This is a genomic window from Rhodococcus sp. 05-2255-3B1, from assembly GCF_002258545.1.
Lineage (GTDB): Bacteria > Actinomycetota > Actinomycetes > Mycobacteriales > Mycobacteriaceae > Rhodococcoides.
On record NZ_NOZC01000036.1, the window covers coordinates 51401 to 70161 of the forward strand.

Annotated in this window: 19 protein-coding genes; 14 read left to right on the forward strand and 5 right to left on the reverse strand. The window is 64.6% G+C overall.

Features of this window, described 5'->3' with window-relative positions; translation table 11 throughout:
- Positions 1 to 40: 40 nt before the first annotated feature.
- Positions 41 to 604 carry a dihydrofolate reductase family protein gene (locus tag CH249_RS21210; RefSeq protein ID WP_032398152.1) on the forward strand — a complete coding sequence of 188 codons (564 nt, stop codon included), beginning with the start codon at positions 41 to 43 and terminating at the stop codon, positions 602 to 604.
- A gap of 17 nt (positions 605 to 621) precedes the next feature.
- On the opposite strand, the gene CH249_RS21215 is transcribed toward CH249_RS21210, so the two are convergent.
- Positions 622 to 918, reverse strand: a complete 297-nt coding sequence (locus tag CH249_RS21215; RefSeq protein WP_032398151.1) for a DUF503 domain-containing protein — start codon at positions 916 to 918, stop codon at positions 622 to 624.
- 102 nt (positions 919 to 1020) lie between these two features.
- Here CH249_RS21215 and CH249_RS21220 point away from each other — a divergent pair, with 102 nt between their 5' ends.
- The 4 genes from CH249_RS21220 to CH249_RS21235 are packed head-to-tail and all read left to right on the forward strand — an operon-like array spanning position 1021 to position 5887.
- Positions 1021 to 1695: a GntR family transcriptional regulator gene (locus tag CH249_RS21220; protein ID WP_045195076.1), complete on the forward strand. Its 675-nt coding sequence runs from the start codon at positions 1021 to 1023 to the stop codon at positions 1693 to 1695.
- 57 nt (positions 1696 to 1752) lie between these two features.
- A complete protein-coding gene (atzF, locus tag CH249_RS21225) occupies positions 1753 to 3588 on the forward strand; it encodes an allophanate hydrolase (protein WP_094647868.1) in 1836 nt (611 codons plus the stop codon).
- A complete protein-coding gene (locus tag CH249_RS21230; RefSeq protein WP_094682743.1) occupies positions 3585 to 4298 on the forward strand; it encodes a cysteine hydrolase family protein in 714 nt (237 codons plus the stop codon). Before atzF ends, CH249_RS21230 begins: the two co-directional genes overlap by 4 nt.
- A gap of 8 nt (positions 4299 to 4306) precedes the next feature.
- The gene (locus CH249_RS21235) at positions 4307 to 5887 is read left to right on the forward strand and encodes a regulator (protein WP_094699022.1); all 1581 of its coding nucleotides are present in this window, start codon (positions 4307 to 4309) and stop codon (positions 5885 to 5887) included.
- Positions 5888 to 5929: 42 nt separating this feature from the next.
- Here CH249_RS21235 and car read toward each other — a convergent pair whose 3' ends face one another.
- A complete protein-coding gene (gene car / locus CH249_RS21240) occupies positions 5930 to 9457 on the reverse strand; it encodes a carboxylic acid reductase (RefSeq protein WP_094682912.1) in 3528 nt (1175 codons plus the stop codon).
- Between the two features lie 341 nt (positions 9458 to 9798).
- Here car and CH249_RS21245 point away from each other — a divergent pair, with 341 nt between their 5' ends.
- Complete coding sequence (locus CH249_RS21245; protein WP_094682745.1) at positions 9799 to 11595, forward strand: acyl-CoA dehydrogenase; 1797 nt, start codon at positions 9799 to 9801, stop codon at positions 11593 to 11595.
- A gap of 27 nt (positions 11596 to 11622) precedes the next feature.
- The gene (locus tag CH249_RS21250; protein WP_032398146.1) at positions 11623 to 12384 is read left to right on the forward strand and encodes an SDR family NAD(P)-dependent oxidoreductase; all 762 of its coding nucleotides are present in this window, start codon (positions 11623 to 11625) and stop codon (positions 12382 to 12384) included.
- Between the two features lie 6 nt (positions 12385 to 12390).
- Here the strand turns inward: CH249_RS21250 and CH249_RS21255 are convergent, their stop codons facing one another.
- From CH249_RS21255 to CH249_RS28065, 3 genes are all read right to left on the reverse strand, one after another.
- Positions 12391 to 13653, reverse strand: coding sequence for a cupin domain-containing protein (locus tag CH249_RS21255; protein WP_094682746.1), 1263 nt, complete (start codon positions 13651 to 13653; stop codon positions 12391 to 12393).
- Complete coding sequence (locus CH249_RS21260) at positions 13650 to 13907, reverse strand: hypothetical protein (RefSeq protein ID WP_032398144.1); 258 nt, start codon at positions 13905 to 13907, stop codon at positions 13650 to 13652. The genes CH249_RS21255 and CH249_RS21260 overlap by 4 nt, the downstream gene beginning before the upstream one ends.
- 103 nt (positions 13908 to 14010) lie before the next feature.
- Complete coding sequence (locus CH249_RS28065) at positions 14011 to 14169, reverse strand: hypothetical protein (RefSeq protein WP_176459400.1); 159 nt, start codon at positions 14167 to 14169, stop codon at positions 14011 to 14013.
- 44 nt (positions 14170 to 14213) lie between these two features.
- Between CH249_RS28065 and idi the strand changes: the two genes are divergently transcribed.
- From idi to gcvH, 7 genes are all read left to right on the forward strand, one after another.
- A complete protein-coding gene (gene idi, locus CH249_RS21265) occupies positions 14214 to 14822 on the forward strand; it encodes an isopentenyl-diphosphate Delta-isomerase (protein ID WP_032398143.1) in 609 nt (202 codons plus the stop codon).
- A 27-nt stretch (positions 14823 to 14849) separates the two neighbouring features.
- The gene (locus CH249_RS21270; protein WP_094682747.1) at positions 14850 to 15485 is read left to right on the forward strand and encodes a CoA pyrophosphatase; all 636 of its coding nucleotides are present in this window, start codon (positions 14850 to 14852) and stop codon (positions 15483 to 15485) included.
- Positions 15486 to 15545: 60 nt separating this feature from the next.
- Positions 15546 to 16148 carry a CDP-alcohol phosphatidyltransferase family protein gene (locus tag CH249_RS21275; RefSeq protein ID WP_094629433.1) on the forward strand — a complete coding sequence of 201 codons (603 nt, stop codon included), beginning with the start codon at positions 15546 to 15548 and terminating at the stop codon, positions 16146 to 16148.
- Positions 16149 to 16213: 65 nt separating this feature from the next.
- A complete protein-coding gene (locus CH249_RS21280) occupies positions 16214 to 17029 on the forward strand; it encodes a DUF881 domain-containing protein (RefSeq protein ID WP_256981226.1) in 816 nt (271 codons plus the stop codon).
- The gene (locus tag CH249_RS21285) at positions 17026 to 17454 is read left to right on the forward strand and encodes a small basic family protein (protein WP_094629434.1); all 429 of its coding nucleotides are present in this window, start codon (positions 17026 to 17028) and stop codon (positions 17452 to 17454) included. Before CH249_RS21280 ends, CH249_RS21285 begins: the two co-directional genes overlap by 4 nt.
- A 3-nt stretch (positions 17455 to 17457) precedes the next feature.
- A complete protein-coding gene (locus CH249_RS21290) occupies positions 17458 to 18207 on the forward strand; it encodes a DUF881 domain-containing protein (protein WP_094682748.1) in 750 nt (249 codons plus the stop codon).
- 41 nt (positions 18208 to 18248) lie between these two features.
- Complete coding sequence (gene gcvH, locus CH249_RS21295) at positions 18249 to 18653, forward strand: glycine cleavage system protein GcvH (RefSeq protein WP_045195096.1); 405 nt, start codon at positions 18249 to 18251, stop codon at positions 18651 to 18653.
- The last annotated feature ends 108 nt before the right edge of the window (positions 18654 to 18761 follow it).

Consider the following 18761-nt stretch of genomic DNA (forward strand, 5'->3'; position numbering starts at 1 on the left):
ACGATTCCGGCACCCACCCCAGCACCGGTAAGGACCGTCCATGCGCACTGTGATCGTGACCGCGTTCGTGTCGCTCGACGGCGTGATGGAGGGGCCGGGCGGCGAGGTGGGCTATCGCAACTCCGGGTGGACGTTTCAGGGCATCGACTTCGATCCGGCAGCGTACGAGATCAAAGGACGTGAGCAGGAAGAAGCCACTGCGCTGCTGTTGGGCCGCACCTCCTACGAAGCATTTGCGCCGATCTGGCCCACCATGGACGATTTCGCGGGGTACAACGCCATGCCGAGGTATGTGGTGTCGACGACGCTCGAGCAGGACGACTCACGATGGCCTGCAACCGTTCTGCGCAGTATCGACGACGTTGCCGAGCTCAGGAACTCCGAGGGTGGGCCGATCTCGATACACGGCAGCGCCACCCTCGGCCGAAGTCTCGCCGACGCCGGGCTGGTCGATCGGTACCACCTGCTCGTCTTTCCACTCCTGCTCGGTGCGGGAAAGCGACTGTTCAGCGCGGCCGACAAGGACACCACGCATCTCGAACTGATCGAACACGAGGTCTACGGCAACGGAATTCAGAAGCAGGTGTTCGACGTACGTCGATGACCCGGCGGGGCGAGTGTTCAGATGTCGTCGCTTCGGATGGTGCGCCGCCGAACGGAGACGAGTTGCAGCTCGGGCCGCGAGGCCGCGACGCGCTCGATTCGGTCGAGAACATCGGTGACGTGGTCGCGATCGCCTGCTACGACGGACGCGCCTATACCTGCTCGCCTGTGCAACTCGCGATGATCGGTTTCCGCCGCCGATACCGCGAACTTGCGTTGCATTTCGGAGATCACCGGCCGGATCACGGAGCGCTTCTCTTTGAGTGAGTGAACATCTCCGAGAAGGAAGTCGAATTCTATCCATCCAATCCACATAGGCGTGCCAGTCTAACGCCGGAGTGGGCGAGCGGCCCCCGACTCGGCCCGGCAATACCGTGGATGCACGCCATTCGGCGCGCATGTTCGTACACTGGCGTCATGGCTGCACCGGCGGGACACGGTTCCTTGCCGCCGAGCCTTGTCGAAATGGCGACTCGCCAGGTCCGATCCGAGGTGCTCAGCGGTGCGCTCGAGCCCGGATCGCGCGTGGTCGAGGAAACACTGTGCGCGCGACTCGGGATCAGCCGAGCACCGGTGCGTGAGGCGTTGCGCCTGTTGGCTCAGCAGGGTCTGGTCGAGCATCTCCCACGTCGCGGGTTTCGAGTGACGGTGTGGTCGGCGGAGGACATTCTCGAACTTTTCGAGCTGCGTCAGGTTCTCGAACGACATGCGCTCGAGCGTGCGCTCCCACTCGCGTCGCCTCCCGACAGTGCTTTCGCGCCGGTGAGAGCGGCGCTCGACGAGATGCGCGACGCCGATGCGCGGGGGGACACTCTCGAGAAGGACGACGCTCACCGGCGTTTCCACGAGGCAATCGTGGCGTTGGCCGGAAGCCGCCAGCTCGATGTGGCCTATGCGCCGATCCTGTTGAAGTTACAGCTACCGATGGCCCGCAACCTCAGGGAAGAAGCCCGAGTCGCCAATCCGATCGATGGGATCAGGCGTCACGAGTGGTTGCTCGACGCCATCGAATCGAACGACCTCTCGGTCGCGCTCGCTGCGTTGAAGGAGCATGGCGAGCTGACCTACCTGCATCTCGAGAGTATTTCCTAACAGACTCGAAACACGGCAACAACCTGCATTAACAGAAAACTGTCGACAATCGACGGTATGACTTCAGACCTGGGACCGGCACTCGGCCCGACCGTCACCGAGATGCTCGCGTCGTACAGAAACGGCACATCGACTCCCACTGCAACGGTGGAGGCGTTCTCGACCGCCGTGGCTGCACGCGGCGACGACGGAACATGGATCACCGTTGTCGGCCGTTCGGAATTGCTCGCGGCCGCCGCTGCACTCGAAGCGCGACCCGACGCAGTGTCGCTACCCCTGTACGGAATTCCCTTCGGAGTCAAGGACAGCATCGATGTGGCGGGATACCCGACCACGCTCGCCTGTCCCGACTACGCCTACACGTCGGATTCGACGGCCCCGGCAGTGCAGGCACTGGTCGACGCGGGCGCCATTTTCGTCGGCAAGACCAGCCTCGACCAGTTCGCGACCGGGCTGAACGGAACTCGCACGCCCCATGCGATTCCGCGGAGCGTCTACGGCAACGACATGATCTCCGGTGGCTCCAGTTCCGGATCGGCACTGGCCGTCGCCCTCGGGCAGGTGCCGTTCTGTGTGGCCACCGACACCGCAGGATCGGGTCGTGTGCCTGCCGCGCTCAACGGGATCGTCGGCTACAAGCCGTCGCGCGGCCTGATCAGCACCGTCGGCCTCGTCCCCGCGTGCAAGTCGCTGGACTGCATCACCCTGATGGCGTCCACCGTCGAGGACCTCGAACTCGTCTTCGACATCATGTGCGCCGAGGATCCAGCGGACGGTTGGTCACGTCCGCGCGGAGAAGAGTACGACGGGCGTGACATCACCGTCGGGCTACCGGACCTGCAGCAGCTGGACTTCTTCGGCGACGCGGCCATGTTCGATGCGCATTCGGTGGCGCGCCTGTCGCTTCCCGATCATGGGTTACGGACCACCACAGTCGATCTCACACCCTTCCTCGACGCCGGCTCGCTGCTGTATCAAGGACCGTGGGTCGCCGAGCGACTGGTCGAATTCGACGAATTCCTGAGCGAGAAGCCCGATTCCATCGTCCCGGTCGTCCGCGAGATCTTTCTGGGAGGGCGGAACTACACCGCTGTCGATGCCTTCCGTGCTCTGCAGAGATTGCAAGACCTTCGCGCTCGTGTCTCTCGGCTCTGGACGTCGATGGACGTGATGATCGTGCCGACCATCGGCACCACCTTCACCGTGCCGGAGGTACTCGCAGACCCCGTCGCGTGCAATACGAAGCTCGGTCACTACACCCACTTCGGAAACCTTCTCGATCTGACGGCCGTAGCGGTTCCCGTCGGGCTCACCCAGGACGGTCGACCGGTCAGCCTCATGGTGATCGGGCCTGCGCTGGCCGACGATATGATCCTCGCGGTCGCGGCCCGGTTGCTCGGAGAACGGCGTGCCGTTCCACCGCATCCCGCAGCAGCCGAAGGGTCGACCCTCGAGACCATCGATATCGTCGTTGCCGGGCACCACCTGTCGGGGGAGCGCGCCAACCCGCAGCTGCTCGAGCTCGGTGGGGCCCTGGTCGAGGCGACGTCCACCGCGCCGACGTACACACTGCTTCGGATCGGAACCACCGACCCGACACCCGGACTGTTGCGAGTTCCTCTCGGCGGCAGCGCAATCGACGTGGAGAGGTGGCGTCTGCCCGCCGCTTCTCTTGCGGTACTCGCGGGCAGAATGCCAGCGGTGCTCGCTCTGGGACGAGTACTGCTGGCCGACGGTTCCGACGTTCTCGGCTACGTCTGCGACGCGACTGTCCAGACCGGCGCGCATCGGCACACCGTCGACGACATCAGCGAGTTCGGTGGCTGGCGGGCATATTCCCGGGCGATCAATTCTGCTCACGATACTTCCATTGCAGCACAGGAGATCTCATGACCTCAGCACAGACACCGGAAACGTCGATACCGTCGGCGTCTCCGTCGGAGTTCACCATCGATCCCACGACGACGGCACTGCTCGTGATCGACATGCAGAGGGATTTTCTGCTCCCCGGAGGGTTCGGGGAGAGCCTCGGCAACGATGTCGGCCTGCTCCGATCCGTGATCGAACCACTCGCAGGTCTCATCGCAGTGGCCAGGGAAGCGGGGATACCCGTGATCCACACCAGGGAGGGGCACCTACCGGACCTTTCGGACTGCCCGCCGGCGAAATTAGGCCGCGGCACACCATCGCAGCGCATCGGCGATCCGGGAGCGTTCGGTCGCATCCTCGTTCGCGGTGAGTACGGTCACGACATAGTCGACGAACTGGCGCCACTCGAAGGTGAGACCGTCATCGACAAGCCCGGCAAAGGGGCGTTCTACGCCACCGAGCTCTCCGAGATCCTCACGAGCGCCGGAATCACCACCCTGCTCGTCACCGGTGTGACGACCGAGGTGTGCGTGCACACCACGGTTCGCGAGGCCAACGATCGAGGATACGAATGCCTCGTCGTGACGGACTGTGTCGGTTCGTACTTCCCGGAGTTTCAGCGCGTGGGCCTCGAGATGATCTCGGCTCAAGGCGGCATTTTCGGTTGGACCGCGCCGTCGGAGGACGTCGAGGCCGCGTTGGTTGCACTCGTCCCCACCTCGGCAAGTCGATAGGACCGAACATGACCATGGACGTGAAAGACTCACCCGCTGCAGGCTCTTCGTCCTCGTTCACCCTCCCGTGGTGGACGAAGGGCGACACCAACGCATTCTTCGGACTCGGCTTCAACATTCTCGTCAACGTGCTCACCCTGACCACCCTGAGCATCGCGGTGGTCGGAATTCCAGGAACCGACGTCCTCGGGACCCTGCTGCCTGCCCTCGGGATCGCCCTGATCCTGGGGAACCTCTACTACATGGTTCTCGCTCGTCGGCTCGCCAAGCGCGAGAACCGAACCGATGTGACGGCGCTTCCGTACGGTCCGAGCGTTCCGCACATGTTCATCGTCGTGTTCGTGGTCATGCTCCCGGTCTACCTGGCGACGGGTGACGCGGTGCAGGCCTGGGCGGCGGGGCTCGCCTGGGCCTTCATGATCGGCATCATCGTCATGATCGGAGCGTTCGTCGGACCCTACATTCGCAGGATCACCCCCCGCGCGGCGATGCTCGGCACACTCGCCGGCATCTCGATCACGTTCATCGCGATGCGCCCGGCCGCGCAGATGTGGGAGGCCGCCTGGATCGGGTTGCCCGTTCTCGCAATCATTCTCATCGGCTTCTTCACGGACGTGAAACTGCCCGGCAACATTCCGGTCGGTCTCGCCGCGCTTCTGGTAGGCACGGCTATCGGCTGGATCGGCGGATTCATGTCGGTGCCGGACGTGACCGAGGCTGCCGGCAATATCGCACTCGGGCTTCCCGATCTGCGCCTCGATCTGCTTCTCGACGGTCTCGGTAACCTGGCTCCGCTGCTCGCGACCGCAATTCCTCTGGGTGTCTACAACTTCACCGAGGCGATGAGCAACGTCGAGAGCGCGTCCGCTGCGGGAGACAACTACAACCTCCGCAGTGTGCTGCTCGCAGACGGATTCGGAGCGGTCGTCGGATCTGCCTTCGGATGGCCGTTCCCGCCCGCTGTCTACATCGGCCATCCGGGCTGGAAAGACGCAGGCGGACGGACCGGCTACTCGCTCGCGTCGGGCATCGCGATCGGCCTGATGTGTTTTCTCGGGCTCTTCGGTCTACTGGCCACGCTGCTTCCGATACCCGCGATCGTCCCGATTCTGCTGTACATCGGCCTGCTGATCGGTGCCCAGGCATTTCAGTCGGTGCCGAAGCTGCACGCCATCGCGGTGGTGGTGGCACTGCTACCCAACCTCGCGGAGTGGGCGGTAGGCCTGATCGACAACGCGCTCAGCGCCGCAGGTACATCGGCGACGGAAGTGGGGAGCGAGGCACTGGGTCAGGCGGGTGTCGTGTACGACGGGCTGAAGACGTTCGGATCCGGCGCGGTACTCGCCGGACTGATGCTGGGCACCATCGTCACGTTCGTTCTCGACAAACGGTTTCTCGCTGCCGCCGCAGCAGGTGGGGTGGCCGCGGCACTGTCGTGGGTCGGTCTGATTCATTCACACGAGGTGGGGTGGGCAGCCAATCCCCAAGTCGCCCTGGGCTATCTGTTCTTCGGACTGGTGTGTCTGGCGTACTCGCGGCTGACTCCGGCTTCGAAGCCGACGGGCGAGCCGCAACCGGTCGGCGAGTAGTGCTTCCCGGTGCGGGCCGTACGGCCCGCACCGGGAACTGCTCTAGCGTGTGCTCACGAGCTCGAGCGCCACCAGATCGGAGAGATATTTCTCGATCAGTTCGCGTCCGAGGTGCGGAATGTCCCCGACGGCGGAGGCGAACTCGTCGGCAGGCAGGATCGCTCCGGACGACGGGTGTTGCGGACGTGCGTACGAGTCGATCAACGGGAGCAGCGAGTGCGAACGCTGCTTCTCCGGCAGAGCCTCGACTGCAGCGTTGAAACGCTCGAACCATTCGTCGTAGTTCTCGACGATCTCGATGTCGCGACCTGCATCCCGGATCCAGTCGACGAACGTATCGAGTGAGATGTCGTCGTCGTGTGGGTTGAGGATGTCGAAGGTTCGGTAGCCCGAGGTATCACCACCTGCGATCGACGTGATGGCCGACGCACTGAAATCGGCCGGCAGCCCGTCGTAGTGGGCCAGCGGGCGCCCCTTCTCGTCGGTGGGCGCGCCGGTGTCGGTGGCGTAGAACGTGTGTGGAGCCAGACCGGTTGCAACGACCGACAGGATCAGACGCGTGAACACGTCCGGCACGTTGAGCTGGCCCGTCCATGTGCTGTGCGCCAGAATCATGTCCGAGCGGAAGACCGAGACGGGCAGTCCGAATTCGTCGAACGCATTGCGCAACAGCACTTCACCGGCCCACTTGGAGTTGCCGTAGCCGTTGGCGTACGAATCGTCCACCGCCCGCGATGGGCTGTCGACGCGGATGTCGCCGTTCTCTCGGAATTCTTCGACTCCCGCTGCGACGGCCACCGTCGACAGATAGGTCACGGGCTTGACATGGTCGGTCAGCGCCAGCCGGATGATCTCGGCCGTGCCGACGACGTTGGGTCCGAAGAGGTGCTCGTACGGCAGGGCATGGTTGACTAGCGCGGCCGGGTGGACGATGCGATCCACCCGTTCGGCCAGTGCCTCGAAACTGTCGCGGTCCAGGCCGAAATGAGGTGTCCCGAGATCGCCCGCCACGACCTCGAGTGCGGCGTCGGCCAAGGTTCGATAGCGCTCCGACAGTCGTGCGTCTCCGCTGTCGAACGCTGCATCGAGTCGAGCTCGCGCGTCGGAATCGGAGCGCCCGCGCACCAGACAGATCACCTTTCCGCCGGTCTCGGCCATGCGCCCCAACCATTCCAGGCAGAGGAAACGACCGAGGTATCCGTTGGCGCCGGTGAGCAAGACCGTGCCGGTCTGTTCTCGCGGGCCGGCAATTCGGTGTGCGGCGTCGAGAAGGGCGTCGTCGAGAAAAGCTGACAGACGCAGGTCGGAGGCTCGTGCCACAGCGGCACCGCGGCCGTGCACCGAGGCGAACGTCGCTGTGTCGGAATCGTTGTCCCGGGCCGAGGAGATGTACTCGGCCAGCGCTGCCAGGTCCATGGCGGGCCCGGTGATCACCCCGACCGGAACATCGACATCGTAGATCTCACGGAGAAGCGTGGAGAACGTCAACGCCGACAACGAATCTCCGCCCAGGTCGTTGAAGTGCGCGTCGGGTCGGATATCGGACCCGGCGCATCCCAACAGGGCCTGGGCCGCGTCGCCGACGGTGGTCAGAACGGGGGCATCGGCACCGGTGCGCCTGAGTTCGCGTAGGCGATCGTTCTGACCGGTCTCGAGTTCCGCGTAGCGACGTTCGAGTTCTTCTCCGTAGCGCTCGACGAGTTTGGGTCGCAGTTGCTTGCCTGCCCCGGACAAGAGTCCGTTCTCCTGCGTGAACGGGTCGTGTTCGATGACTACTTCACGTGGAATCTCGTACGAATTCAGCGCTTCCGTGCGTGCGATCTGCTGCAACGATTCGATGACCGAACCCGCAGTCGTGTCCGGGTCGGCCGGTACGACAACTGCCAGAAGGTATGCCCGCTGGCTGTTGCCGTACACGAATATCTGATTCACCAGCTCGCTGGTACCGAACAGGGCTTCCAGGCGCGCCAGCGCGACGAACTCGCCCTGAGCCAGTTTCAGAACGTTCTTGCGTCGGTCGACGTAGGCGAGTCGGTCCGGCTCGATCTCGGCGACGACGTCCCCGGTGCGATAGAAGCCCTCGGAGTCGAAGACGTCGGCCGTGACGTCCGGGCGCTTGTAGTAACCGGGAATGATGGAGGTCGTCTTGAGCAGGAGCTCACCGCGCGGATGCGGTGTGTCGGTGGAGAAGTAGCCGAGTTCGGGTACGTCGGCGAGCTTGTATTCGATCACCGGCGGCCGCTGGACAACGCCGTCGTGCAACACCATTCCGGCTTCTGTGGAGCCGTAGTTGTCGCGCACCCGAATATCGAGCAGCTCGGAGACGAAGTCCTTCACTTCGTCGGCAATCGGCGCGGTACCGACCATCGCTGCGAGGACGCGACCGCCGAACTGTTCGATCCTGGTGCGCTCCAGCACTTCTCGTCGCGTCCTGTCGGCGTCGCCACCGGCAGTGCGTTCGGTTTCCCGGTCGATCTCGGCGAGAACGTTGTGCCGAATCATCTCGCAGACCCGCGGGATCAACAGTGCCATCGTGGGCCGAGCGAGCGCGAAATCCTCGAAAAGGGTGGACAGGTCGCTCGCCCCGGCGAAGTGGACGGTGCCGCCTGCTGCAAGAGTCGAGAAGACGAGGCCACGGCCGGCCAGGTGACTCATCGGAAGATAGTCGAGAGTGATGACCGGGAAGGCAGGCCCGTCCGTGGACTCGGAGGATGCTCCGGTGTGGTGCCAGGCGCCGGTCCAGGCTCCGCACACGATTCGCTCGGTGTGCATCGCTCCCTTGGGGGTTCCGGTGCTGCCGGAGGTGTAGATCAGTGTCGCGAGTCGGTCGGGATCCTCGGCATCGGGTAGGGGAACCGACGGTAGTTGCGCCCCGTCGCGAACCAACTCGGTGAGCGGACGAACGAAGACTCCCGCCTGTTCGGCATCGCTGCGCGCGGTCTCCATGATCTGTGTGTGCGCGTCGATCGCACCGTCGTAATCGAGGACGACGATTCGTCGGATGGATCGACAATGCGTGGCAACCTGGACCGCGACGGACAGATTGTCGACATCGGCTGCCAGGACGACGGGCTCGACTTCCGCGGCGATGGCCGAGAGTTGGCCCGCGGTGGCACCGGCCTGCAGCGGAACGGTGATTGCGCCGAGCCGAATCGTGGCCAATTCCGCGACGACGTAGTCGGCACTCGCGAATCCCAGGGTTGCGAAGAAGTCTCCCGAAGCGATACCGAATGCGTCGTGCGTCAATGCCGATGCCAGTGCACCTGCGTCGTTCCAGGCTCGGCCGTAGGTGACGGTTTCGAAGCGCGGGAGCAGGCGGAGAGTGGTCGTGTCGTCGACTCGTGCGATCTCCCGGGCCCGGCGGCCGAGTGCCGGCCGATCGGAGTAGCGCGTCATGATCTCGGCAACCACGCGGGCCAGGTTGGGCGACAACTCCTGGGCGGCGTCGGCCACTGCGCTGTCCGGTTCGGCGGCTCGGAACTCGTCATCGATCCGGTGGAGCTCGGTGAAGCGATCGCGCCCTCTGATCTCTCGCTCACGTTCGCTGTCGACGGCCAGTGTGTGCGTCATGCTCGACTCCCCTCCGACGATGCGCACCGGAACAGCCGGGCGCTGTCGATTGCTCGATCAAATATCGTTATCAAAGGTAAGCATATGCCGATGTGGCTTTTTTGAATCGTGATGCTGCTCATAGTCCGATTCGCCGTAAATGTCTGCCCGGCTGCGGCTTTCGACATTGCCCCGGTCGACCGCCCGCAGCCAGGACCGTTTGTCGCGACGCTCGGCGTGGCCGTCGCAACGCGACTTGTATGGTGAGGAAAGTAGTCACGTGCGTCACAGCGCTCACGCAGGAGTGGAACCTTCGGAACGACCCATGCGGTGGCGGTGCCCCCTCTCGATCGGAGAAGTGAATGTCGGACGTCCTCTCGCGACGCGACCTGGATTTTCTGCTGTACGAATGGTTGGACGTGGCGGCACTGACTGCTCGACCTCGGTTCGCAGAGCACTCGAAGGAGACCTTCGACGCGGTCCTCGATCTCAGCGCGGATATCGCCCGCAAGCACTTCGCGCCGCACAACAAGAAGGCGGACGCGCAGGAGCCGACGATGAACGCGGACGGTTCGGTGGAGCTGATACCGGAAGTGAAGGCAGCGCTCGATGTCTATGCGTCGGCGGGTTTGATCGCCGGGCAGTTCGACGAGTCGATCGGCGGCATGCAACTGCCAGCGACTGTCTCCCGGGCAGCGATGGCGTTCTTCCAGGCCGCCAACGCCGGGACCTCCTCGTACCCGTTTCTCACCATGGCCAACGCCAACCTGATCGCGACGTACGGCACGCCGGATCAGGTGCGAGATTACGTCCGTCCGATGCTGGACGGGCGCTGGTTCGGCACCATGTGTTTGTCGGAACCGCAGGCCGGCTCGTCACTGGCCGACATCACGACCAAAGCAGTACCGCAGGACGACGGTAGCTTCCGAATCACCGGCACCAAGATGTGGATTTCGGGTGGAGATCACGAACTGACCGAGAACATCGTTCACCTGGTGCTCGCCAAGACGCCGGGCGGACCGCCGGGGGTCAAGGGAATCTCCCTGTTCATCGTTCCCAAATTCCTTCCCGATGGCAACGGGGGTACGGGCGAGCGCAACGACATCGTGCTCACCGGACTCAATCACAAGATGGGCAACCGCGGCACCACGAACACGCTGCTGGCGTTCGGCGACGGAACCCACTCTCCCGGTGGGCAACCCGGAGCGGTCGGCTTCCTCGTCGCCGAGGAGAACCGCGGACTGTCGTACATGTTCCACATGATGAACGAAGCGCGGATCGGCGTCGGATTCCTTGCGATAGCCCTCGGCTACGTCGGCTACCTGAAGTCGGTGGAGTATGCGAAGACCCGTACGCAGGGCCGACCACTCGGCGCCAAGGATCCGGCTGCACCTGCGGTCGCGCTGATCGAACACGCCGACGTTCGGCGAATGTTGTTGGCGCAGAAGTCCTACGTCGAAGGGGCGCTGGCGCTCGGACTCTACTGTTCGCGCCTGGTCGATCATCAGGACTCTGCGTCCGACGACGCCGAAGCAGCACGATCGACGTTGCTGCTCGACGTACTGACGCCGATCGCCAAGAGCTGGCCGTCGCAGTGGTGCCTCGAAGCCAACAGTCTGGCCATTCAGGTGCACGGCGGCTACGGATACACGCGCGACTACGACGTCGAACAGCACTACCGCGACAATCGACTCAACCCGATTCACGAAGGCACACACGGTATTCAAGGTCTGGATCTGCTCGGGCGGAAGGTGGTCATGCAGGGCGGCGCTGGATTGGCTCTGCTGGCCGAACACATCGGACAGACAGTCGACCGGGCGCACTCGGAAGGCGGTGACGCTGCTCGTTACGCGGACGAACTGCACGCACGCGTCGGCAGAATCGTCGAGGTCACCGCTGTGGTGTGGGGCACCGGCGATGCCGCTGTGGCACTGGCGAACTCCACGGCGTACCTGGAGGCGATGGGGCACACGGTCATCGCCTGGATGTGGCTCGAGCAGTTGCTGGCCGTCGGCACGAAGACCGGAGACTTCTACGACGGAAAGCGTTCCGCAGCAAAATACTTCTACGTCTACGAACTGCCGAAGGTGGACGTCCAACTCGACCTGTTGGCGAAGCTGGACCGCACCACCCTCGATATGTCGCCCGCTTGGTTCTGATCAACAGTCACAAGGAGATTCACACATATGTCGATCTTGGACAAATTCCGCCTGGACGGTCGCGTCGTCATCGTCACCGGTGCATCCTCCGGACTGGGCGTGGCCTTCGCCAAAGCAGCCGCCGAGGCGGGAGCGGATGTGGTGCTCGCCGCACGGAGAGTGGACAAGTTGGCGCAGACCGCCGAGTTGATCGACAGCGTCGGAGGGCGCTCGATCACGGTCGCCACCGACGTGGTCGACCCGGATCAGTGCACCGCGATGGTCGAGTCCGCGATGGCGGAGTTCGGGAAGGTGGACGTGCTGATCAACAACGCCGGAGTCGGCACGGCCTATCCGGCAACTCGTGAGACGCCCGAGCAGTTCCGCTCGGTGATCGACATCAACCTGAACGGTTCGTACTGGGCAGCTCAGGCCTGTGGACGGGTGATGGCACCCGGCAGTTCGATCGTGAACATCTCGAGCATTCTGGGGCTGACGACGGCGGGCCTACCGCAGGCGGCCTACAGCGCCAGCAAAGCGGCCATCGTCGGCCTCACCCGCGATCTCGCACAGCAGTGGGGCGCACGTAAAGGCATCAGGGTCAACGCGATTGCGCCAGGATTCTTCCAGAGCGAGATGACGGACTCGTACCGGCCTGGATACCTCGACTCGATGGCTCCGCGAATGATCCTCGGACGCAAGGGTGATCCAGAGGAGCTGGCCGCAACCGCGATCTGGCTCGCCTCGGACGCCGGGGGATACGTGACGGGTCAGACCATCGCGGTCGACGGCGGGATCACGATCACCTGACCGCCGCTACGACGTTGCCGTCACCGCGATCCCTTCGCGGATCAGTCTGCGCGCAACCACGCATGCGTCCTCGGTGTCGAGGCCCGGCATCGAATCGAGGCGGCACGGAGCGCCCTTCATCAGGCTCTCGATCGCGTCGGCGCACTGAGACGGCAGCGTGATCGTTTTGTTCCTGAGCACCATCGATACGCCGTCGTTCGTGTGCGAGATCCGCGCGAAGATGCCGGGCCGCAATCGAATCGAGTTGTCGCCCCGCAGCGCACCCATCGCTGCGACGCTCGCCAGTGGACGGACCGGTTCCGGTCTGACGAGGTCGTCGTGACGATCTGCGACGCGTTCGGCGAGACGACGTACCGCGTCGGGGTCTCGGTCGATCTCGTCGAGCGCGGCGCGCATGGCGTCCACAACTCGGTGTACATGCGGGACGATGGACTCCGGGTCGGAGTGGTCGAGGCCGGCAGGGAGGGGAGCACGCAGACTCTCGACGTCGCCGAGCGCCTTCAGCACGTGGTGGGCGAGGTCGTAGTCGTTGTACGACGCGACGCCGATGGTCAAGTGCACGGAGGTGTCGCCGAGCGCTTGCGCAGAATGGATCCACCCGCGCGGCAGATAGAGCACGTCGCCGGGCTCGAGGACGACGTCCAGTTCGGGAGTGTTCGATGCATGGTCTTCGACGGCCGACCGTCGATCCGACCACGGTTGATTGTTGAGCGGATGCACGTGCACCGGCGAGTGAATGCTCCACCGCTTGGTCCCCGCGATCTGGACGACGAACACATCGTGCACGTCGTAGTGCGGTGAGAAGCCCTGGGACGCAGCCGGTGTGACGTACGAGTTCACCTGCACCGGATGACCCAGCTCGCGAACGAGATCGCCGACGAAATGAATCAGCGGTGGCCACAGCCGGTGGAGGCCCTGCAGAACCAGCGTGTTCCCGGCAGCGAACGCAGCCAGCACCGCACCCGAATCCACCTGATCGGTCACCTCTGCTCCGAACCCGCCGGAGGCCGTGAACTGCGTTTTGTCCAGCAAACGGCCGTCCTTGGCCATCCGCACGAACGGGGTACGCACACCGCGTTCGGCTATCAGCTCGTCCACTGCGTCGAGTGTCATCAGATCGTCGAACGACCCCGGCAGTTCGGCGGATCGGGTGAGTTTGGGTGCGACTCCCCAGAACCGGTCTGCGAACTCCCCGAAATCGGTACCGGTGAGACGACCGAGCGCGGACCGGTTTCCCGATCCGCGCTCGCCGCTCGGCTCAGTGCTCAAGCGGTGCCGTCCGCACCGCCGTCGTGCCCATTGGGGTTGGATCCGCCGTCGGCCGGGCCCTCGCCCGCACCGGCGGGGCCGTCTGCTCCGCCGTCGTGTCCGTCAGGATTGGATCCACCGTCGGCCGGCCCTTCACCGGCTCCGGCGGGGCCGTCTGCTCCGCCGTCATGACCACCGGGGTTCGATCCGCCGTCTGCGGGTCCCTCGCCTGCGGCTCCGCCCGTGGTGGTGATGTCGTCGTCGTTGATGCTCATCGAAGTCCTTCCGGTCGTAACGGTTCGTGTACCCGCGCAGCGCGAGAACACCGGGGGTATTGACGCAAACTCTGCTTCTCAAACAGCGGTCGCACCGTGAATCTCAGGCAGAGTCGTCGGCGATCTCGGGCGCGTTCTCCCGCGTCGCCATCCCGCCTCCGCCGCCGCCGTCGACGGGCCCTGGTCGGCCGCCCTTCGGCGTATCCGAGGTCTTCTCGGACTCGGTCGGGTTCTCGTTGTCGGTGTTCTCGTCGCGTCCCATGGTTCGACAGTAGACCGCCGCCAAGGCCGTGGGACCATGGAACGATGGATCGATCCCGAGCGCAGCACGTGGTGCTGCTCGACGACGAAGGCCGTGCCGTCGGCACACACGACAAGACCACCGTTCACACGCTGGACACGCCACTTCACCTGGCATTTTCCAGCTACGTGGTGAGAGCGGACGGCGCTGTTCTTCTCACGCGTAGGGCGTCGAGCAAGACGACGTGGCCCGGGGTGCTGACCAACACGTGTTGTGGCCACCCGGCTCCGGGAGAGAAGCTCGACGATGCCGTACTGCGCCGGATCGGTGAAGAACTCGGCCTTCGTGCGGAATCCGCCGAGTTGGTACTGCCGCACTTCCGGTACCGGGCCGTCATGGACAACGGAATAGTCGAGAACGAGATATGTCCGGTGTACCGAGTGCAAGTCGACGAGCACGCGACACTCGATCCGGATCCGGCCGAGGTGGACGAGACTCGATGGGTGTCGTGGCGTGAGTTCTCCGCAGGGGTGCTCGGCGGCACGATCGATGTATCACCTTGGTGCCGAACGCAGGTGGAGCAGTTGGCCGCTCTGGCCGACGAGCCACTCGGCTGGCCTGCGTCGCCGGACGACCTGCTACCACCCGCCGCCCGACCCGCCGACACCCGCTGATCTCGTCGGGCCTCTAGGGTTCGTACTGTGACTGACGACGATTCGGGTAGGCCGAACGAGGACCTGCTCGATCGAGCGTCCATCGCGCGCGAACTCGGCCGTTTCTCCCATCGCACCACCGAATCCGGCGGACAGCGCGCCGCTGCCGTCGCCGTTGCGGTCGGTGGACCGCCGGGGGACAGGCGCATGCTCTTGACGAGGCGGCCGGATCGGTTGCGCGCGCATCCGGGCCAGTACGCGTTGCCCGGCGGCGGTGTGGACCCGGGCGAATCCACGATGCAGGCCTGTTTGCGGGAACTGGCCGAGGAGTTGGGGATTCGAGCCGAGGAGACCGACGTTCTCGGAAGGTTGGACGACTACGTCACTCGATCCGGGTATGTCATCACTCCGTTCGTGGTGTGGGTCGGCGACTACTCGTCCACGTTGTTGCCCAGTGAGGACGAGGTGGCCGAGGTGTTCGAGGTGACGGTCGACGAACTCGACGTCGACGCCCAGTTCGTGTCGATTCCGGAATCGACACGTCCGGTCATTCGCTGGCCGTACCGAACCGGGGCCATCCACGCTCCGACCGGTGCGATCGTCCACCAGTTTCGTGAGGTGGCGCTGCACGGTCGACACACCCGAGTCGCGGACTTCGAGCAGCCGGTGTTCGCGTGGCGCTAACGTGGCCGCAGGCCCGGTGCGCACACCGCGGCGAGCAGGACGACAAGGAGGTGATCGCCGATGACGAACGACCGTGAGCTCGAGGTATCGGATCGCATCGCGACCATTCCCAACCTGCTCAGCGCAATCCGTCTGTTGGGCGTTCCGCTGTTCCTCTATCTGATGCTGGGCCCCGAGGCCGATGGGTGGGCGTTGGTGATACTGCTCGTCAGCGGTGGAACCGATTGGCTCGACGGCAAATTGGCTCGCATGCTCGGCCAGGCATCGAAGCTCGGTGCCATTCTCGATCCGCTGGTCGACCGGCTCTACGTCGTCAGCACTCTGGTGGCGTTCGTTCTGCGCGGCATCATTCCCTGGTGGGTTGCGGCCATACTCATCGGGCGCGACGCCGTGCTCGGATTGACGATGTTCGTCTACCGCCGCAGGTCTCTTCCGCCTCCGGACGTCATCTATCTCGGTAAGGCCGCCACGTTCGTGGTGATGATCGCGCTGCCGGTCCTGCTGGTATCGGCCGGCAGCAATTCGGTGGCGGACGCCGCGGGACCGCTCGGATACGCGTTGCTGATCTGGGGCACGGCGCTGTACACCTGGACCGGTCTGCTGTATCTCGGCAAAGCGATCGCCGTCGCCAGGGCAATCGATCCGACTGTTGCCGGCACCTGACGGTGGAGCCCGCGGAACGACCAGGGCGGTCGAGTTCACAGGTCAGGAGGAATCCGGTCCCGTCGTTGTTGACGTCGTTGCTGACCGACCATCTGGACCCGGGATACGACGCAGCGGCCGCCGAACGTACTGCGCAGCACACCCGCAAGCCGCGAGTTCCTGCGGCGTTCTGGTTGTTGGGGGGTGCCGTCGTCGTCGGGGTGATCTTCGGCATCGCGTTCTCGCAACTGGCGTCCGGTGCAGCCGATGTCGACCGTGCGGGTGCCGATGCGTCGGCTGCTGTTCGAGCCGCGCAGGATCGCAGCGCCGATTTGGAAGTGACGCAGCAGGCCCTGGCCGAAGAAGTGTCCTCGGAGCGTGAGAGAGCCCTTCGGTCCGATGTCTCGGGCAGTGCGCTGCTGGAACGGTTGAGTGCTGTCGAGTCCGCTGCTGGCATCGATCGGGTGTCCGGACCTGGGCTCTCGGTCGTCGTCACCGAACCGGTTGTCGAGGACGACACGTCGGATCGGTCGGTTCGCCGGGGTTCGGGCGCAGCCGTGCTCGATCGGGACATCGCTGCGATCGTCAATTCGTTGTGGGCGAGCGGGGCGGAGGCGATATCGGTGGACGGTGTTCGAGTCGGACCGAACGTCACCATCCGGCAGGCGGGTGGGGCGATGCTGCTGGACAACCGCCCGATCGACTCACCGTACGAGATCGACGCGATCGGGCCGCCGCAGCGTATTCAGGTCCAGTTCGTCGTCAGCGACGCCTATCTGCGGATGAGTACGGTGGCGCAGTTGTACGGCGTCGGATTCACGGTGCGCCCGGCAACCGATCTCGAACTCGGTCCCGCTGCTGTGAGAGAGTCGTTCGAGGCAGAGGAGGCAGGCCCACGATGACGGAGCACGATCCACCGAATGCCGTACCGGCCGAGTCCGAGGTGCAGGTGCCGTCCGATGCGCCGATCACTCCGACCCACGGTGTCTATGCCCTCGCAGCGATCGCCGCACTGGTGGTCGGCGTCGTCATCGGGACGGTCGCGGGTCCTCAGGTTCCCGCTGTGGTTGCGCCGTATCTGCCGATCGCCGTCGTCGCGGCCATCGACGCAGTGTTCGGTGGTGTACGGGCTTTCCTCGACGGAATCTTCGACGCCAAGGTGTTCGTGATTTCGTTCGTGTTCAACGTCCTGGTCGCGGCCTTGATCGTGTGGCTCGGTGACCAGCTCGGAGTGGGAACTCAGCTGTCCACGGCAATCGTCGTCGTCCTCGGAATTCGTATCTTCGGCAATGCTGCCGCCCTACGCCGACGTCTGTTCGGTGCCTGAACCATGACGGCAGGCGGCGGTCGACACGGATGGCGTGCGCGGCGTCCCGAGGCAGAAGGGCGAAGGCGCGGAGCGGTATTCGGTTTACTGGCGCTCGCGCTGCTGTGCGTCCTGGGAATCGGCCTGGCAACGCAGGTACGAGAGACGAGCACGACCGATGGCCTGGAGAACTCCCGGCCCGAGGACCTTCTGGTCGTTCTGGACACTCTGACCCGACGCGAGGCGTCCATCCGGGACGAGATCGGCACTCTGCAGGCCACCTTGTCGACACTGCGTCAGTCCGGTTCGGGATCGGAGGCAGCAGTGGCGGAAGCGCAGGAGCGACTGTCCGCGTTGTCGATTCAAGTCGGCACCGTCGCGGCCCAGGGGCCGGGGGTGACAGTGGTGATCGAGGACCCCAATTCGGGCGTGGGATCGGACGTGCTGCTCGACGCGATGCAGGAGTTGCGCGCGGCCGGTGCCGAAGCACTCCAGCTCGAGGGCGGCGGCAATGCCGTGCGCATCGGTGTCGACTCGTGGATCGCCGGTTCTGCGGGTCGGGTGGTGGTCGACGGGCGAGAACTGCGTGCCCCGTACACCTTCACTGCCATCGGAGACCCGCCGACTCTCGCATCGGCACTGAACATTCCCGGCGGGGTCGTGGACACGGTGACTCGCAACGGTGCAACGACGAACATCGCGCAGTCGGACCAGGTCACGGTGTCCGCCTTGCGGGACCCGCGCCCGCGTCAATACGCTCAGCCCGGAAACTGACCGCCTGATTGCCCCGGGCCACGATCGAAGGGAATGCCGCGTTGAGCGACATCGACACACCAGCTGATCTGTACTACACCCCCGAGCACGAGTGGGTGCAGCGCACGGGGCCTGCAACGGTGCGGATCGGTATCACCGATTTCGCGCAGTCGCAGTTGGGCGACGTGGTGTTCGTTCAGCTTCCCTCCATCGGTGACACCGTCACCGCGGGCGAGTCTCTCGGCGAGGTCGAATCCACCAAGAGTGTCTCCGACGTGTTCAGCCCTCTGACCGCGAAAGTGGTTGCCGTGAACCAGGATCTGGACGGCGAACCGGAGAAGGTGAATTCGGGCCCCTACACCGGAGGCTGGCTGATCGACCTCGAGGTTTCGACACCGGAGGAGTTGGACGCGGCACTGGCGCAGATGCTCGATGCCGCCGGATATGCTCTCATCACGGCCGAGTGATCGGCCGGCTGTCGACACCGGCCAACAGGCCACACGGCCCCCGCCGCGCAGGGTACGGTCGACACCGAGCGAATACCCTGTCGGGGCGAAGGTCCAGCAAGCTGTACG

Bases quoted from the DNA above. Each gene is read 5' to 3' on its own strand.
- CH249_RS21210 (WP_032398152.1), top strand. From the start codon at position 41: ATGCGCACTGTGATCGTGACCGCGTTCGTGTCGCTCGACGGCGTGATG.
- CH249_RS21215 (WP_032398151.1), bottom strand. From the start codon at position 918: ATGTGGATTGGATGGATAGAATTCGACTTCCTTCTCGGAGATGTTCAC.
- CH249_RS21220 (WP_045195076.1), top strand. From the start codon at position 1,021: ATGGCTGCACCGGCGGGACACGGTTCCTTGCCGCCGAGCCTTGTCGAA.
- atzF (WP_094647868.1), top strand. From the start codon at position 1,753: ATGACTTCAGACCTGGGACCGGCACTCGGCCCGACCGTCACCGAGATG.
- CH249_RS21230 (WP_094682743.1), top strand. From the start codon at position 3,585: ATGACCTCAGCACAGACACCGGAAACGTCGATACCGTCGGCGTCTCCG.
- CH249_RS21235 (WP_094699022.1), top strand. From the start codon at position 4,307: ATGACCATGGACGTGAAAGACTCACCCGCTGCAGGCTCTTCGTCCTCG.
- car (WP_094682912.1), bottom strand. From the start codon at position 9,457: ATGACGCACACACTGGCCGTCGACAGCGAACGTGAGCGAGAGATCAGA.
- CH249_RS21245 (WP_094682745.1), top strand. From the start codon at position 9,799: ATGTCGGACGTCCTCTCGCGACGCGACCTGGATTTTCTGCTGTACGAA.
- CH249_RS21250 (WP_032398146.1), top strand. From the start codon at position 11,623: ATGTCGATCTTGGACAAATTCCGCCTGGACGGTCGCGTCGTCATCGTC.
- CH249_RS21260 (WP_032398144.1), bottom strand. From the start codon at position 13,907: ATGAGCATCAACGACGACGACATCACCACCACGGGCGGAGCCGCAGGC.
- CH249_RS28065 (WP_176459400.1), bottom strand. From the start codon at position 14,169: ATGGGACGCGACGAGAACACCGACAACGAGAACCCGACCGAGTCCGAG.
- idi (WP_032398143.1), top strand. From the start codon at position 14,214: ATGGATCGATCCCGAGCGCAGCACGTGGTGCTGCTCGACGACGAAGGC.
- CH249_RS21275 (WP_094629433.1), top strand. From the start codon at position 15,546: ATGACGAACGACCGTGAGCTCGAGGTATCGGATCGCATCGCGACCATT.
- CH249_RS21285 (WP_094629434.1), top strand. From the start codon at position 17,026: ATGACGGAGCACGATCCACCGAATGCCGTACCGGCCGAGTCCGAGGTG.
- CH249_RS21290 (WP_094682748.1), top strand. From the start codon at position 17,458: ATGACGGCAGGCGGCGGTCGACACGGATGGCGTGCGCGGCGTCCCGAG.